We start from the raw sequence: 16,453 nt of genomic DNA on the forward strand, positions 1-16,453 counted from the left end.
GGTCCTCAGGAACGGGCCGCGACCACGACCTTTCCCCGTACGTGTCCGGTCTCGAGCAACCGGTGTGCTTCGCGGAGCTGCTCGGCGTCGATCGGAGAGAGGACCGTCGTCGCGGTCGTACGCACCGAACCCGCATCGACGAGTTCGGCCACCCTGGTCAGTAGCTCGTGCTGACGAATCAGATCCGCAGTCTCGTACATCGGGCGAGCGAACATGAATTCCCAGTGCCAGGAGATCGCCTTCGTCTTCAGCGGGAGAACGTCGAGTGTCTCGGGATCGTCGATCGCCACTATCTGTCCGAACGGCGTCAACAGGTCTGCATAGATCTCGACCTGGCCGGCGGAATGGGCAGTGAACACGTAGTCGATGCCGTCCGGTGCCACTCGGCGTACTTCGTCGCGAAGATCGCGGTGGTGATCGACCACCTCGGCTGCTCCGAGAGAACGAACCCACTCCACCGCGTCCTCACCCGCTGCCGTCGCGATCGCGCGCACACCAGGAACCAGGGTCCGAAGTAGTTGCAGCACAACAGATCCCACACCTCCGGTGGCACCGACCATCAGCAAGGTTCCGGTGGTCTCGGCAGTGATGCGGAGCTTGTCGAACAGTCCTTCCCATGCGGTGATCACGGTCAGCGGTAACGCCGCGGCCTGTGCGAAATCGAGGGTCGTCGGTTTCTTCGCCACGATGCGTTCGTCCACCGCATGGAACTGCGAGTCGGTCCCGGGTCGGCCGATGTCTCCCGCGTAGTAGACCTCGTCCCCCGGCGCGAACATGGTGACGTCGGCACCGACAGCGCGCACCACACCAGCGGCGTCGAACCCGAGCACCTTCGGCTCGCCCTGTGGATCGTTGCCGGCCCGGACCTTGACATCGACCGGGTTCACCGACACGGCTCGCACCTCGACCAGCAGGTCTCGCGGCCGCACGGCGGGCACGTCGACGACCACATCGGTGAGGCTGGCGGGGTCGTCGATCGGAAGCGAGCGGGTGTAGGCAACGGCTGTCATCGTCTCGGTCATACCTACAGGATGGCCCGAACCCCCGGTCCACCGTCAAGGCAGAGCTCGACCACGGCAACGGTGACACCGGCCGAACCGAACCTGGGCACCGTCAACTTCGTCGAACCGCCGGCCAGCAATGCCGCCGCCTCGGCGACGCTGGCACTTCCGACGGCACGGAGCACCCGAACCGATGTCGTCGGCGTGACGACGGTCGACAGTTCCCTCGCCGAGTAGGTCACTCCCCGAACCCCCATGCTCGACGCCACCGCCGCCACCAGTTCTGCTTTCCGGTCGATCGAGGCGATGGCCTCGACACGCCAGTCCGGTTGCAGCACCGTGGCGATCGCGGCCACGACGGCGGCGGAGCCGACGCCGGCTCGGGCACCGATTCCGACGACCACCCGCATCTCGCGACCTCTCTTACACGCGCGCGTAATCGACGGCGGCCGAGACGAATCGGGTGATCGACTCGGAATTGCCTGCGGCGTGGGTGTGCAGATACGACGCGTGGACGCCGCCCTGCACGAAGCCCTCGCGCACTGCAGTTCTGCCGTCGGTGTTCTGCCTGTGCCAGCCCCAGGCGGCCGGCACCGCCTCGCGCACGTCCCTGGATCGGTTCGTTCCTGCAGGCTCCACTCGCACGACGAGCTTCGTGCGATGGAACTCGTGGCCGGTGATGCGGGTACCCGCGTCGAACAGTGTCGACGATTCGAGGGCAACCGCGTCGCGGTATCCCAGAGTGAGGGTGTTCCCGAATTCCGCGTCCACATCGACGACCCCGGCCATGGCATGACCGTCCAATCGCCGTGCCAGATACAGCAATCCGGCGCATTCGGCGTGGATCGGCAATCCCTGGGCCGCCGCGGCTCGAATGTCGGCGAGCAACACCTCGTTCGCCGACAGTGCGGCTGCGTGTTCCTCCGGGAATCCGCCGGGTAGTACGACTCCTGCTGTGCCGGTGGGCAATCCGTCACGCAGCGGGTCGAACACGGCCACATCGGCCCCGGCCGCGCGGAGCAGTTCGACGTGTTCGGTGTAGCCGAAGGTGAATGCCGGTCCACCCGCCACCGCTATCACGGGCGATCCCTCGCAGGTGCGTACCTCGTCCTCCGGGGACCACTGCGGCGCGGTCACCGACGATCGAGCCAGTGCGCTCACAGCCTCGATGTCGACGAATCGGGAGACCAGGGCGCTCATCGCGTCCACGGCATCGGTTGCGGCACCACCGTGTTCGACCGCGGTGATCAGCCCCAGGTGCCGTGACGGGACGACCAGTTCGCTCATGCGCGGCAGCGCGCCGAGTACCGGAACACCCACCCGTTCGCACGCTTGACGCAACACGTCCTCGTGCCGCTGACTGCCGACGCGATTGAGAATCACACCCCCGATGCGGACGCTGGCATCGAACGTCGAGAACCCGTGCAGCACAGCGGCGAGCGACTGACTGTGCCCGCGGGCGTCCACCACCAGGATCACCGGCGCACCGAGCATCGCGGCCACCCGTGCGGTCGATCCCTCGGCAGACGCCTCCCCCGGGCCGGTCATGTCGATCTTGCCGTCGAACAGTCCCATGACGCCTTCGACGACCGCGATGTCGCAGCCTCGACTGCCGTGTCGGAACAAGGGTCCGATGCGGTCGGCACCGACCATCACGGCGTCGAGGTTGCGGCCGGGGAGCCCGGCGGCGAGCGAGTGATAACCGGGGTCGATGTAGTCCGGCCCCACCTTGAACGGGGCGACGGTGCGGCCGGCGCTGCGCAGCGCACCCATCAGCCCGGTCGCCACCGTCGTCTTCCCGCTGCCCGACGCGGGGGCCGCAATGACCACGGCGGGGCACGACGCGCTCACCATTCGATGCCTCGCTGCCCCTTGCGTCCCGCGTCCATAGGGTGCTTGACCTTTGCCATCTCGGTCACGAGATCCGCGGCTTCGATCAGCTCATGGGGCGCATCCCGTCCGGTGATGACGACGTGTTGGTTGCCCGGTCGATGGGTCAGAACCTCGACCACCTCCGCGACATCGACCCAACCCCACTTGAGCGGGTAGGTGAACTCGTCCAACACGTAGAAGCGGTGTGACTCCTGCTCGATCCGCCGGGCGATCTCCCGCCAACCCTCTGCTGCCGCCTCGGCGTGGTCGACGTCGCTGCCCTTCTTGCGGGTCCACGACCACCCCTCGCCCATCTTGTGCCATTCGACGGCTCCGCCGACCCCGGTGCTCTCGTGCAGATCGCCGAGTGTGCGAAACGCCGCTTCCTCCCCGACCTTCCACTTGGCGCTCTTGACGAACTGGAACACTCCGACGTCGAATCCTTGATTCCAGGCCCGCAACGCCATCCCGAATGCGGCCGTCGATTTGCCCTTGCCCGGTCCGGTGTGCACCGCGAGCACGGGCAGATTGCGGCGCTGACGCGTCGTGAGGCCGTCCTGCGGAACGGTTCCGGGAGCCGGTACACCCTGAGGCATCGCGTACTCCTACGCCGCTGCGCGAACGACAGCGGCGACCTGCTCGGCCGACAGGTCCGCGAGGGCCACGTAGCCACCGCCGAGGCACGCCGCGAAATCGGAAGCGAGTCCGAGGCGGACCATTCCCGATTCGCAGTCCACCACGACGGAGGCGATCTTGTCCGACGCGATGCGCCGGGCGGCAATGCGGGCCCGGCCGACCGGATCGGTACCGCCGGTGGCCCGTCCGTCGGTGAGCGCGACCAGCAGAGCGCGGCGCAGCGGATCTCGAACACGCTCTCGCAGAACGAGTTCACGCGCCTGCAGAAATCCCTGCGCCAGTGGCGACCTACCGCCGGTCTTCATCTTCCGCAATCGAGTGACGGCCACGTCCACCGACGACGTCGGTGGCAGTACGGTCTCGGCTTGCGTGCCGCGCACCGTGATCACGGCAACCTTGTCGCGGCGCTGATACGCATCGCGCAGCAGCGACAGCACCGCACCGGTCACCGCGGAGAGCCGATCTCGCGCAGCCATCGATCCCGAGGCGTCGACGACGAAGACGATCAGGTTGCCTTCACGCCCCTCCTTGATCGCGCCCCGCAGGTCCGCGGGCTCTAGCTTCAACCGGCCGGCGGTGCGGCCGCGGACGACCTGCTGCTCGGCCGCGGCGAAGAGGGTGCCCACCAGGTGCAGACCTCTGCCTGGCTCGACAGTGGGCCGTACCGACCGTCCGTGCGAGGACCGCGACCGCGACCGTCGGCCGGGCGCGCCCTCGCCCACTCCTGGAACCTCGAGCAACCGCGCTCTGAACTGTGCTCCCGGCGTGCCTGCCTGCTTCTCGCTGCCGGCACCCGAGGACGGCGGTGGTTGCTTCGACTCGTCGCGTGAATCGGAGGACTCGGAGTCGGAGGACTGGGACTGGGACTGGGACTGGGACTGGGACCCATCGTCTGGGGCCTCGGGCTCGGGCGCTCCCCCGCCGTCGGGATCGGGCTCCGGGTCGGGATCGGGCTCCGGGTCGGGTTGTTGCTCGGCCTGTTCCGCAGCGTCGCGCATGGCGTCGTCCAACTGCTTGTCGTCGATTCCCGGCTCGTCGAAGGGGTCGCGCCGACGCCGGTGCGGCAGAGCCAGTTCGGCGGCGATTCGCACGTCTTCCTCGGCCACCTCGCTCGCCCCTCGCCAGGCGGCGTGCGCGGACGCGGTACGCGCCAGCACCAGATCGGCGCGCATGCCGTCGACGTCGAAGGAGGCACACAGCGCGGCGATACGACGAAGTTCCTTGTCGCTCAACACCACGTCGTCGAGAATCTTCCGGGCGGCCAGAATCTGCTCGGCCACGGCGATGTCGTCGTTGCGGAACTCTGCGGCGAACGCGTGCGGATCACGCTCGTAGTTCATCCGGCGGCGGACGACGTTCATGCGGACGTCCACGTCCCGCGATGCCGTCACCTCAACTGCCAGACCGAACCGGTCGAGCAGCTGCGGACGTAGCTCGCCCTCCTCGGGATTCATCGTGCCGACGAGCACGAATTGTGCAGGGTGAGAATGAGATACACCGTCCCGCTCGACGTGTACCCGGCCCATCGCGGCCGCGTCGAGCAGCACGTCGACCAGATGATCGTGCAGCAGGTTCACTTCGTCGACGTAGAGCACACCACGGTGCGCGGCCGCGAGGAGACCGGGTTGAAACGCACGTTCGCCGTCGCGCAGAACCTTCTCGAGGTCGATGGACCCCACCACTCGGTCCTCGGTTGCGCCCACCGGAAGTTCGACGAGTTTCGCCGGGCGCGACCCGTCCTCGTCGTCCACGGCGGGCAGTAGGGTCGCGAGCGCGCGCACCACCGTCGATTTCGCGGTGCCCTTTTCTCCTCGAACCAGTACGCCGCCGATACCGGGGTGTACGGCGCACAGAATCAGCGACAACCTCAGCTGATCCTGACCGACGATCGCACTGAACGGATATCCCGGTTCGGGAACACTCCCATTTCGCTGCACAGCCAATTCCCTTCGTGCCCGGAGTTCCGCGCCGGACGTTCGGTCGAGATACACGAAGCCGGGCGGCGATCTGGCTGACAGGGGAATCTTCCGATGAAGAGTCTCCTGAACACAGTGGCGGGACCGCGCCTGATTGACACAGGACTTCTCCGCGACCGACTTCGAACGGAACACTACCGCCGAACGAACGAATGCCACACACGGTGTGGACCGGGTGTGGCATTCGTTCCGGGAGTGGAGCCTGCGGAATGACCCCACTGGTAATCGAGTACTACAGGAGGTCAGGCCTCGCTCCAGGCGGTGCCGCCGCCCCGGCGCATCGGGGTGTGCGGGATGCCGTCCTCGAGAACTTCCTCGCCGTCGGGCAGGAACCCGTGCTTGGCGTACATGTCGACGAGGTAGCTCTGCGCGTTGATCCGGCACGGCGCAGAGCCGACCTCGGCAAGCGCCGCGCGCAGAATTCGCGTGGTGTGGCCCTGTCCCCTGGCGGAGCGTTGCGTGCAGAGCCGGCCGATACGGAACGCCTTCTCGCCGTCGTCGTGCTCCTCGAGCAGGCGAAGGGTGCACACCACTTCGCCGTCCCGTTCGAGCCAGAAGTGTCGCGTCTCGGTCAGTAGGTCACGCCCGTCCAACTCCGGGTAAGCGCATGCCTGCTCGACCACGAACACCTCGACACGCAGCTTCAACAGGTCGTACAACGTGCTGTTGGACAGGTCTAGTGCCCATGATCGTTTGAGAGCTGCTGCTTGCGTATTCATACCTTTTGCTATCACACACCCGAGGGCTGTGCGAGCTCACGAGCATTTTCCAGTTCCAGCGTCTTCGACGTCCAGGCCCAGACCTCGTCGAACAGGGAGCTGTTCTGCGCCAGCTTGACCCCGAGCGAGGGAACCATCTCCTTGAGCTTGGGCTGCCATGCGTCGTACTTGTCGCCGAAGCACCGCTGCAGCACGTCCAGCATGGCCGGAACGGCGGTGGATGCGCCGGGCGATGCACCGAGCAGTCCCGCGATCGTGCCGTCCGCAGCGTTGACCACGGCCGTGCCGAACTCGAGTACGCCGCCGCGACCCTTCTTGCGGATCACCTGCACGCGCTGACCCGCGGTGACGAGCTCCCAGTTCTCGCCGAGCACCGAGGGTGCGAACTCGCGCAGCGTCTCGACACGATCCGCCTGCGACTGAGCCAGCTCACTGACCAGGTACTTGACGAGTCCGAGTTCGGTCACGCCGACTCCGAGCATCGACATCAGGTTGCCGGGCTTGACCGAGCCGGGCAGGTCGGTGATCTTGCCCTGCTTGAGGAATTTGGGCGACCAACCGGCGTACGGGCCGAACAGCAGACCCTGCTGGCCGTTGATCACGCGGGTGTCGAGGTGCGGCACCGACATCGGCGGAGCGCCGACCGACGCCTTGCCGTACACCTTGGCCGAGTGCTGCTCGATCAGTGCCGGATCGGTGCATCGCAACCACTCGCCGCTGACCGGGAAGCCGCCGAATCCCTTGATCTCCGCGATCCCGGACTTCTGCAGCAGGTGCAGTGCGCCGCCGCCTGCGCCGACGAACACGAACTTGGCGTTGACGGTCTTCTTCGCCCCGGTGCGCTGGTTGGCGACCTTGACGTCCCAGGTGCCGTCGGACTGCTTGGTGATGTTGCGCACATCGTGCCCGAAGTGCACGGTGCCGCCCGCGGACGACAGGTAGTTGAGCAGCTGCTTGGTCAGCGCACCGAAGTCGACGTCGGTGCCTTCCTGGCTCCAGTTCAACGCCACCGGGTCGGAGAAGTCACGGCCCTTGGCCATCAACGGCAGTCGCGCGGAGAACTCGTCCTTGGAGTCGATGTACTCCATGCCTGCGAACAGTGGGTTGCCCACGAGCGCCTCGTACCGCGCTCGGAGGTACTTCACGTTCTCTTCCCCGTGCACGAAGCTCACGTGCGGAATGGGGTTGATGAAGTTCTTGGCGTCGGAGAGAACACCGGTTTCGATACCGTGTGCCCAGAACTGACGCGACACCTGGAACTGCTCGTTGACGTTGAGCGCCTTGGCGATGTCGACGCTGCCGTCCTTGTTCTGCGGCGTGTAGTTCAGCTCGCACAGGGCCGAGTGGCCGGTGCCCGCGTTGTTCCACGCATCGCTGCTCTCGGCTGCGGCCGCGTCGAGCCGCTCGTAGACGTCGATCGACCAGTTCGGCTCGAGCTGACGGAGCAGCGCACCGAGGGTGGCGCTCATGATTCCGGCACCGACCAGAACGACGTCGGTCTTGATCCGCTTACCCTGCTCATCTTTGGACACTGGAGAATCGACTTCCTTGTCTGTCGAGATCTCGGCCGGTGGCGGCATCGACCGAAGAACTCTGTTGTAGAGGGGCTACTCACCCGGTGCGGTCAGGTTACTAGCTGGGCCTACCCCATCGGACACCACGTCAACCCGGTCTCGATTGTGCTCCTCGGACGCCGCTCGCGGCGCCCACTACAGTTGTGATCTGTGACTACCTGGGTGCCCGATGTCCTCGGCGACGGCTACGAACAGACGACCATTCCACTCGGTGACGATCCGGACAGCGAGGGGCAGGTCGAGGCCACTCTCGTGCGGTATCAACCGTCGGGTGCCACGAACGTCGAGCGCGCGGTGATCTACGTCCACGGATTCACCGACTACTTCTTCCAGCGACACATCGCCGAACACTTCGCCGCGATGGGCTACGCCTTCTACGCGCTGGACCTACGCAAGTGCGGACGGTCGCGCCGTGAGGGTCAGACCGCGCACTTCGTGACCGATCTGGCGATGTACGACGCCGAGCTCGACGAGGCTCTCGCCCTGGTCCGCGCCGAACGCGCCGATGCCCCGGTGCTGCTCATGGCGCACTCGACGGGCGGACTCGTACTGCCGCTCTGGCTCAACCGCCTCAACCGCCGAGAAGGCGGGTCGGCCGGCCTCGGCCTGTCGGGCGTCGTGCTCAACAGCCCCTGGTTCGATCTGCAGGGTCCACCGGCGATACGCAGCGTCGGCACCGCAGCGATCGACGTGATCGGACGGTTCCGAGCCAAGGCGCAGGTGCCGGGCAGCGGCCTGGACACCTACGGACTCTCGCTCGCCGCCTCCGAGAACGGCGAATGGGACTACGACCTCGACTGGAAACCGCTCGCGGGCTTCCCCATCACCTTCGGCTGGATCCGCGCTGTCCGCCACGGTCACGCCGAACTGCATCGCGGCCTCGATATCGGCATTCCGTCGCTCATCCTGCGCTCGAAGGTGACGCACTTCTCACGCCGGTACAGCTCCGCGGTCGACGCCGCAGACGCCGTCCTCGACGTCCGCCAGATCGCCCGCTGGGCCGGCTGCCTGGGCGACCGCACCACCATCGTCCCCATCGAGGGAGCCCGCCACGACGTGTTCCTGTCCACCGAGGAGCCGCGCGCGCGGGCCTTCGAGGAAATGGACGAGTGGATCGAGTGGTTGCATCGAAGCGAGGGCACCGACCACGCGTCGGGCAAGGACCACACCGAGAGCGGGCACATCTCATGACCGAGCATTTCGACGTCGCGATCATCGGCTCCGGATCGGGCAACTCCATCGCCGATTCGCGCTTCGAGGACAAGAAGATCGCACTTCTGGAAGAGAACTCGACATTCGGCGGCACCTGCCTCAACGTCGGCTGCATCCCGACGAAGATGTTCGTCTACGCCGCCGAAGTCGCCCGTACGGTGCGTGATTCGTCCAAATACGGTGTCGACGCGCGTGTCGACGCGGTGCGCTGGCCGGACATCGTCGACCGCGTCTTCGGCCGCATCGACCCCATCTCGGAGGGCGGCAAGCGCTACCGCGCCGAAGGCAGCCCCAACGTCACATTGTTCGAGGGCCACGCGAGGTTCGTGGGCCCCCGCACGATCGACACCGGCACCGGCACCGTCATCACGGCAGACCAGGTCGTCATCGCGGCCGGATCCCGGCCGGTGGTGCCGCAGTCCATCGCCGATTCGGGTGTCAGCTATCACACCAACAGCGATGTGATGCGGCTGCCGGAGCTTCCCGAGCATCTGGTGATTCTCGGATCCGGTTACATCGCAGCGGAATTCGCGCACGTGTTCTCCGCGCTCGGCTCGAAGGTGTCGATCGTCGCCCGCAAGGACACCTTGTTGCGCGCACTGGACGCCGACATCTCCAAGCGGTTCACCGAATTGGCCCGCGCCAAATGGGACGTCCATCTCGACTCCGGTGAGACCCGTGCCGTCACCGAGGGCGCCCTGCACGGCGTCGAATTGGCCGACGGCACCAAGGTTCTCGGGGACGCGTTCCTGGTGGCCGTGGGCCGCGAGCCGAACGGCGATCGGCTGGATCTGGACACGGCGGGCATCGACATGGACGACGAGGGCCGCATCGTGGTGGACGAGTTCGGCCGCACCACCGCCGAGGGCGTGTTCGCGCTCGGCGACGTCTCCTCGCCCTACCAGCTCAAGCATGTGGCCAACCAGGAAGCACGAGTGGTCCAGCACAACCTGCTGCACGACGCATGGAACGGTGACACCGCCGCGCTGCGCACCAACGACCACCGTTTCGTTCCCGCGGCGGTGTTCACCGATCCGCAGATCGCCGAGGTGGGCATGACCGAGGAACAAGCCCGTGACGCCGGCCTGGACATCACGGTCAAGGTCCAGAACTACGGCGACGTCGCCTACGGCTGGGCGATGGAAGACAGCGAAGGTCTGTGCAAGATCATCGCCGAGAAGGGCACCGGGAAGATCCTCGGCGCGCACATCATCGGCGCTCAGGCCCCGACCCTGATTCAGCCCATCATTCAGGCGATGAGCTTCGGCCTGTCCGCCCAGGACATGGCGCGCGGTCAGTACTGGATTCACCCCGGCCTGCCCGAGGTGGTCGAGAACGCTCTGCTGGGACTCGACCTGTAGTTCCGGTCACCACGGGCTGGTACGCAGCACGATTTCCGTTGCCAGCGCGGCCGGCTCGTCGGCGACGACATTCGCGGCACCGTCGAGTTGAACCACGCGGAAGTCCGAGTAGACGAACCGGCCGCTCGCGTCGGCGGATGCGCGGCCCAGTGAGGACCCGACGACCAGTGTCGTCGGCAACTCGACCGGGGGGCAGTCCGCGGCGCGCACGGTGCCCTGCTCGTCGGCGATCGCGGGGTGGCAACGGTTCACCGCGATCAGACTGGCGAAGCGCCCGAAAGTCTTGGCAGCCAACGTCCAAGCCGACTCCGCACCCGCGCCGCTGCCGACGAGATGCACCCACGACAGCTTCAGCTCGTCGAGAACAGTCAGGATCGCATCGTCGCTGATGCCGTCGATGCTTTCCAGCGCAACGGTTTTCAGATCCGAATTGTGCAGCCGTTCACTGACGGCGTCGTACACATCCACTGGATCGCCTGCATCGGGAAGCAAGAGAACGGCGTGCCTGCTGTCCGGGCCTGCGACCCGAACCGAACATTGCCCACCCGCAGCACTCACATGCGTGAACTCCATGGAGACGACGGTACTGCCTCTTGCGCCGACCACACATCGGTTCTATGGTTAGTTACATGAGTAATGAACCAGCGAGGCGACCAACCTCGACGCATCGGCGGTGGTTCTGATGGACGAGGGCAGGCCCATCTTTCTGCAGATCGCCGAGATCGTAGAGAACTCCATCATCGACGGCTCACTGGCAGAGGAAGAGCAGGTTCCCTCGACCAACGAACTGGCCGCATTCCATCGAATCAACCCGGCCACCGCAGGTAAGGGACTTGCCAAGCTCGTCGCCGACGGCGTCGTCTACAAGAAACGAGGAATCGGAATGTTCGTCACCACCGGGGCTCGCGACGCTCTTCGATTCCGTCGCCGCGACCTCTTCGCTCGCCAGTACATCGACCCGCTCGTCACCGAGGCGCGCAAGCTCGGCATGACCGTCGACGAACTCAAGACAATGCTCGACAACTGGGAGGCAGCGCGATGAGCATCCATGAATTCGATTCGATCGGCGACGATGGCCGCGTGATCGCGAAGGCCACCCACCTCACGAAGAAGTTCGGATCGTTCACCGCTGTCGACGACGTGAGCTTCGAGATCGAACAGAACAAGATCTACGGCTTTCTCGGCCGCAACGGCGCAGGCAAGACCACCGTCATGCAGATGATGACCGCGCAGATGCGCCAGAGCGCGGGCGAGGTCTCGATATTCGGGCAACATCCGTGGGAGAACCCGATTGCACTGGGTCACGTGTGCTTCGTCAAGGAGAGCCAGAAGTACCCCGACGATCTGAAGGTCAAGCACGCCGTTGCGCATGCCTCGCAGATTCTTCCTTACTGGGACAATGACTTCGCCGCCGACTTGCTGCGCGATTTCGACCTGCCCCTCGGCCGCAAGATCAAGAAGCTCTCCCGCGGAATGACCTCGGCGCTCGGCATCGTCATCGGACTCGCGTCACGGGCACCACTTACCTTCTTCGACGAGCCCTACTTGGGACTGGACGCGGTATCGCGACACCTGTTCTACGACAGACTGCTTGCCGATTACGCCGAACGCCCCAGGACCGTCGTTCTGTCCACCCACCTCATCGACGAGGTCAGCGATCTGATCGAACACGTGATTCTCATCGACAAGGGCAAGATCCTGCTCGACGCGGACTCGGACGATCTACGCGAGAGCGCCTTCGAGATCACCGGACCGACGCGCGCCGTCGACTCCTTCGCCTCGGGCCATCGCACTCTGCGTCGCACGGCACTCGGCGCCAGCGCTCGGGCCACGATCGACGGCCGACTGACCGACCGGCAGAAATCGGACGGTGCTGCAGTAGGGCTCACCATCGAACCGGTCCCGTTGCAGCAGTTGATCATCGAACGCACCACCGCCGAACCCGAGGAGGCAGTGTCATGAAACGAATACTGAACGTCGCTCGAATCCACAACACGTCCTGGGCAACGACATTCGTGTGGCCGATGGCGGTTCTCGCGATCGCCTTCGTGATCACCTTCGGCATATTTCTGGTCATCCCGACCACAGACTCCGAATACAACTTCACCGGTAGCGTCTTCTCGATCTATGGATTCGCCATGGCGTTCTACATCACCGCGATCACTCAGTGCTTTCCCTATGCCCTGGGTCTGAGCGTCACCCGCCGCGAATTCCTCACCGCCACAGCGTTGGTAGGTGTGTGCCAGTCGATTGCATTCGGCACGATCATCTACGTGCTGTCCTTGATCGAAGCAGCCACGGATGGATTCGGCCTGAAACTGCGAATGTTCGGCATCGCTCGGTACGCGACCGACAATCCGTTGGTGCAGTGGGCCGCACTCGTTACCGTCATGCTGCTCCTCGGCGGCATCGGTGCATTCATCGGCGTCGTGTATCGACGGTTCCGCACGAACGGGTTGTTCACCCTCGGACTCGGAGCGCTCGTAGTCTTCGGCGGCGGATCTGTACTCGTGACCTGGCAACGGTGGTGGCCGAACATCGGCACCTTCTTCACCGACACCCCACGTATTCTTCTTCTGGTCGTGATCCCCTTGATCATCACCGCAGTGCTGTCGGTGGCCAGCTGGTTCGGTCTTCTCAAAGCAACTGCGTGACAATCTTTTTCGTCGCAGGATCGACGCCGTGCTCGATGAGGTCGAGCACGGCGTTGACGTCGAGGTTGTCTTCCACCAGATCCGCCAGCAGGTCCAACTGCTGCTCACGCAACGCAGCGACCGATGTAGCGGGCGCCACCACGAAGCCGGAACGGCCCGATTTCCCTGCCACCCAGGTGAGGAACGAACGCCGGAAGTCGTCGGACTCGAGCAGGCCGTGCCAGTGGGTTCCCACGACAGTCCCGCGCACACTGCCCTCCGGGGTGCCCGACGCAGTAGCAAGAAGCGCATCGTCGCCGTTCCGCACAACCCGACCGTGGTGAATTTCGTAGCCCGACGCGCAATTCGAGCCGTACTGTTTCGATCGCCCCGTCACCTGCGCGAGCACTTTGTCGCTCGCGAACTCGACCGAGAGATCGAGCAGACCGAGCCCCTGGACAGAACCGGCTCCGGATTCGACGGTGTCGTCGATCGTCCGACCCAGCATCTGATACCCACCGCAGATCCCCAGAACCGGTAGTCCCGCGGCCCCGCGTGCCGCGATCGCATCGGCAAGACCGCTGCGCCGCAGCCACTCGAGATCCGACACGGTGGACTTGCTGCCCGGAACGACCACCAGATCCACGTCCTCGAGCCGGGACGGCTCGGTGACCCAGTGCACGGACACCCCGGGCTCGCAGGCCAACGCCTCGACATCGGTGGTGTTGGAGATTCTCGGCAGACGCACCGCCGCAACGCGCAACCACTGCGAGCCGTGCGGTGGACGCGGCCGCCCCACCGGAGCATCGGGGACGGTTCCGAGCGAATCCTCGGCGTCCATCCACAAGCCGTCGGCGAACGGGACGACACCGTACGTCGGCCGACCCGTCAACGCGCGCAACTGGTCGAGACCGGGTGCCAGCAGAGCTGGGTCGCCCCGGAACTTGTTGATCACGAACCCGGCGACGAGCGCCTGATCCTGCGGAGACAGTACGGCCACGGTGCCGAACAGATGGGCCAGCACTCCCCCACGATCGATATCCCCCACCACGATCACCGGAAGGGACGCAGCCGTCGCCAACCCCATGTTGGCCAAATCCGTGGCGCGCAGATTGATCTCGGCGGGCGAGCCAGCGCCTTCGCAGATCACCACATCGAAGTCCGAACGCAGAGAGGCCAATTCGTCCGCCACCACCGCGCGCAAAGACTGCCGATGCTCGATGTAGTTGCTTGCACTCACCTGCGCCACGGCCCGCCCCCGCACCACCAACTGCGATGTCCGGTCACTCCCCGGTTTCAGCAACACCGGATTGAAACGCACACTCGGCTCCAGGCCACAGGCTGCCGCCTGCATCGCCTGGGCTCGACCGATCTCGCCGCCGTCGAGCGTGACCACCGAATTGTTGGACATGTTCTGCGCCTTGAACGGAGCCACCCGCACACCCCGACGCGCCAACATTCGGCAGAGCCCGGCGACCAGCACACTCTTGCCCGCGTCGGACGTCGTCCCGGCGACCAACAGAGCGCCTTTCACGGCGCTACCAGATCTCGATTCGCTACGCAGGCTCCGCTCACGGCAGTGTCAGGATCTCGCTACCCGTCTCGGTCACCACGAGCGTGTGCTCGAACTGCGCGGTCCACTTCTTGTCGTGCGTGACCACCGTCCAGCCGTCGTCCCACATCTCGGCGTTGATCGTGCCCAGGTTGATCATCGGTTCGATCGTGAACGTCATTCCCGGTTCGATGACGGTGTCCACCGACGGCTGGTCGTAGTGCAGCACGACCAGACCGTTGTGGAAGGTGGTACCGATACCGTGGCCGGTGAAGTCCTCCACCACGCCGTAGCCGAACCGGTGCGCATACGACTCGATGACGCGGCCGATCACGTTCAGCGCGCGACCGGGCTTGACGGCCTTGATGGCCCGCATGGTGGCCTCGTGGGTGCGTTCGACCAGCAGTCGGGCCTCCTCGGAGACGTTGCCCGCCAAGAAGGTTGCGTTGGTGTCGCCGTGGACGCCGTCGATGTACGCGGTGACGTCGATGTTGACGATGTCGCCGTCCTGGATCACCGTCGAATCCGGAATGCCGTGGCAGATGACCTCGTTGAGTGAGGTGCAGCAGGACTTCGGAAAACCCTTGTAGCCCAATGTGGACGGGTATGCGCCGTGATCGATCATGTACTGGTGGGCAATGCGGTCCAGCTCGTCGGTGGTGACGCCCGGTGCCACTGCCCGGCCCGCTTCCTGCAGCGCCCTGGCCGCGATCTTCGACGCCACCCGCATCTTCTCGATGACCTCGGGGGTCTGAACCCAGGGCTCGCTGCCCTCGGCCACGGTCGACTTCCACGCGTATTCGGGGCGCTCGATCGACTTGGGCACCGCGAGGACGGGCGAGACGACGCCTGGTACGAGTGGCTGACGGGGCTTGCTCTCGGCGGTCACAGACATGGACCCAAGAGTAGTCGGCTCGCACTCGGCCGCGGACCGCAGCGCAGTGCCCGTACCAGTCCAAACAGCACATGCCGGTGCAGATATGATCTGGATCACGTTCGTCGCTCGTGCAGTCGACACGAGAAAGGAAGCCCCGTGGTCCATTCGAATTTGTTGCGGCCCCGCGACGGTGATGCCCTGCGCGCGGAGCTGCGCCAGGTGGCAGCGACGTCCGAGGTACCCGTCGTGTTCGGCGGCGAGGTCTCCTCGGAGACCCTGTACCTGAGTGAATTCCACGGAACCCGAACCCGAGGCCTGGACGGACTCGCCATCCCACCCAGATCCGGTCTCGGCGGTCGAGTCATGGAACAGCGCAGGCCCGCGGCCGTCAGCGATTACGGCGCATCGATGTCGATCACCCACCACTTCGATCGACCCGTGCTCGGCGAGGGCCTCAAATCGATACTGGCGGTACCGGTGGTCGTGGCCGGAGTCGCGCGAATAGTGATGTACGCGGCGCTGCGCGAACGCGGCCCCCTCGGAGATCGTGTCGGCGACATCATGACCACCGCCGCCAGGCGTCTCGGCCAGGAGATCTCCGTGCGGGACGAGGTCGACCGCAGGATCCGTCTGCTGGCGACCATCCGCTCGCCGCTCGACTCGGATGTCTCGCGGACCGCCGAGCTGCGTAGTGTCCACGAGGAACTGTCCGATCTCGCCCGGTCGGTCGGTGACGCAGCGATCCGGCGCAGACTCGACGCAGTGGCAGCTCGCGTGGCCGCGTCGTTCGGACAGAACACGCCCGACGACCCACGAGCCCAGGAGGTGTCGCAGTCGTTGACGCCACGCGAGATCGACGTCATCTCGCAAGTTGCCCTGGGCTGCACCAACGTCGAGGTCGCTGCGCGCCTGTCGATCGGTGCCGAGACGGTCAAGTCGTACCTGCGCAGTGTGATGCGCAAAACCGATTCGCACACCCGATACGAAGCCGTGGTGGCGTGCCGTCGACTCGGCGTTCTGCCTTCCTGATCCGAACGCCG

At 65.5% G+C, this 16,453-nt stretch carries 16 protein-coding genes; 6 read left to right on the forward strand and 10 right to left on the reverse strand.

Annotated elements, in window-relative coordinates:
• Window positions 1–5: 5 nt before the first annotated feature.
• The 7 genes from CH306_RS23530 to mqo form a co-directional block, all read right to left on the reverse strand.
• Window positions 6–1,022 carry a zinc-binding alcohol dehydrogenase family protein gene (locus tag CH306_RS23530; RefSeq protein ID WP_094648087.1) on the reverse strand — a complete coding sequence of 339 codons (1,017 nt, stop codon included), beginning with the start codon at window positions 1,020–1,022 and terminating at the stop codon, window positions 6–8.
• A gap of 2 nt (window positions 1,023–1,024) precedes the next feature.
• A complete protein-coding gene (locus CH306_RS23535) occupies window positions 1,025–1,411 on the reverse strand; it encodes a cobalamin biosynthesis protein (RefSeq protein ID WP_094631770.1) in 387 nt (128 codons plus the stop codon).
• A 13-nt stretch (window positions 1,412–1,424) separates the two neighbouring features.
• A complete protein-coding gene (locus CH306_RS23540) occupies window positions 1,425–2,855 on the reverse strand; it encodes a cobyrinate a,c-diamide synthase (protein ID WP_179272757.1) in 1,431 nt (476 codons plus the stop codon).
• Entirely contained in the window at window positions 2,849–3,469 is a 621-nt protein-coding gene (gene cobO, locus CH306_RS23545; protein ID WP_032397822.1) for a cob(I)yrinic acid a,c-diamide adenosyltransferase, read from the reverse strand. Before cobO ends, CH306_RS23540 begins: the two co-directional genes overlap by 7 nt.
• A 9-nt stretch (window positions 3,470–3,478) precedes the next feature.
• A complete protein-coding gene (locus tag CH306_RS23550; RefSeq protein ID WP_179272758.1) occupies window positions 3,479–5,452 on the reverse strand; it encodes a magnesium chelatase subunit D family protein in 1,974 nt (657 codons plus the stop codon).
• Between the two features lie 275 nt (window positions 5,453–5,727).
• Window positions 5,728–6,204, reverse strand: a complete 477-nt coding sequence (locus CH306_RS23555; protein WP_027496727.1) for a GNAT family N-acetyltransferase — start codon at window positions 6,202–6,204, stop codon at window positions 5,728–5,730.
• An 11-nt stretch (window positions 6,205–6,215) separates the two neighbouring features.
• The gene (gene mqo / locus CH306_RS23560) at window positions 6,216–7,784 is read right to left on the reverse strand and encodes a malate dehydrogenase (quinone) (RefSeq protein ID WP_230597003.1); all 1,569 of its coding nucleotides are present in this window, start codon (window positions 7,782–7,784) and stop codon (window positions 6,216–6,218) included.
• A gap of 144 nt (window positions 7,785–7,928) precedes the next feature.
• Between mqo and CH306_RS23565 the strand changes: the two genes are divergently transcribed.
• A complete protein-coding gene (locus CH306_RS23565; RefSeq protein ID WP_179272759.1) occupies window positions 7,929–8,969 on the forward strand; it encodes an alpha/beta hydrolase in 1,041 nt (346 codons plus the stop codon).
• Window positions 8,966–10,351 carry a mycothione reductase gene (gene mtr, locus CH306_RS23570; RefSeq protein ID WP_094631772.1) on the forward strand — a complete coding sequence of 462 codons (1,386 nt, stop codon included), beginning with the start codon at window positions 8,966–8,968 and terminating at the stop codon, window positions 10,349–10,351. The genes CH306_RS23565 and mtr overlap by 4 nt, the downstream gene beginning before the upstream one ends.
• Before the next feature lie 6 nt (window positions 10,352–10,357).
• Here mtr and CH306_RS23575 read toward each other — a convergent pair whose 3' ends face one another.
• Entirely contained in the window at window positions 10,358–10,924 is a 567-nt protein-coding gene (locus CH306_RS23575; RefSeq protein WP_094631834.1) for an alpha/beta fold hydrolase, read from the reverse strand.
• Window positions 10,925–11,030: 106 nt separating this feature from the next.
• On the opposite strand from CH306_RS23575, the gene CH306_RS23580 reads away from it, so the two are divergent.
• From CH306_RS23580 to CH306_RS23590, 3 genes are read left to right on the forward strand one after another with little or no spacing between them, the layout of a single operon-like run.
• Entirely contained in the window at window positions 11,031–11,393 is a 363-nt protein-coding gene (locus CH306_RS23580; RefSeq protein WP_045199880.1) for a GntR family transcriptional regulator, read from the forward strand.
• Entirely contained in the window at window positions 11,390–12,313 is a 924-nt protein-coding gene (locus CH306_RS23585) for an ABC transporter ATP-binding protein (protein WP_094631773.1), read from the forward strand. Before CH306_RS23580 ends, CH306_RS23585 begins: the two co-directional genes overlap by 4 nt.
• Window positions 12,310–13,005, forward strand: a complete 696-nt coding sequence (locus CH306_RS23590; protein WP_094631774.1) for an ABC transporter permease — start codon at window positions 12,310–12,312, stop codon at window positions 13,003–13,005. Before CH306_RS23585 ends, CH306_RS23590 begins: the two co-directional genes overlap by 4 nt.
• On the opposite strand, the gene CH306_RS23595 is transcribed toward CH306_RS23590, so the two are convergent.
• The gene (locus CH306_RS23595) at window positions 12,989–14,518 is read right to left on the reverse strand and encodes a cobyric acid synthase (protein WP_094648089.1); all 1,530 of its coding nucleotides are present in this window, start codon (window positions 14,516–14,518) and stop codon (window positions 12,989–12,991) included. The two genes, CH306_RS23590 and CH306_RS23595, sit on opposite strands and share 17 nt — an antisense overlap.
• Window positions 14,519–14,555: 37 nt before the next feature.
• Complete coding sequence (gene map / locus CH306_RS23600) at window positions 14,556–15,431, reverse strand: type I methionyl aminopeptidase (protein WP_045195561.1); 876 nt, start codon at window positions 15,429–15,431, stop codon at window positions 14,556–14,558.
• A 138-nt stretch (window positions 15,432–15,569) separates the two neighbouring features.
• On the opposite strand from map, the gene CH306_RS23605 reads away from it, so the two are divergent.
• Entirely contained in the window at window positions 15,570–16,442 is an 873-nt protein-coding gene (locus CH306_RS23605) for a helix-turn-helix transcriptional regulator (RefSeq protein ID WP_094648090.1), read from the forward strand.
• The last annotated feature ends 11 nt before the right edge of the window (window positions 16,443–16,453 follow it).

Source organism: Rhodococcus sp. 15-725-2-2b (assembly GCF_002259075.1).
Classification (GTDB): domain Bacteria; phylum Actinomycetota; class Actinomycetes; order Mycobacteriales; family Mycobacteriaceae; genus Rhodococcoides.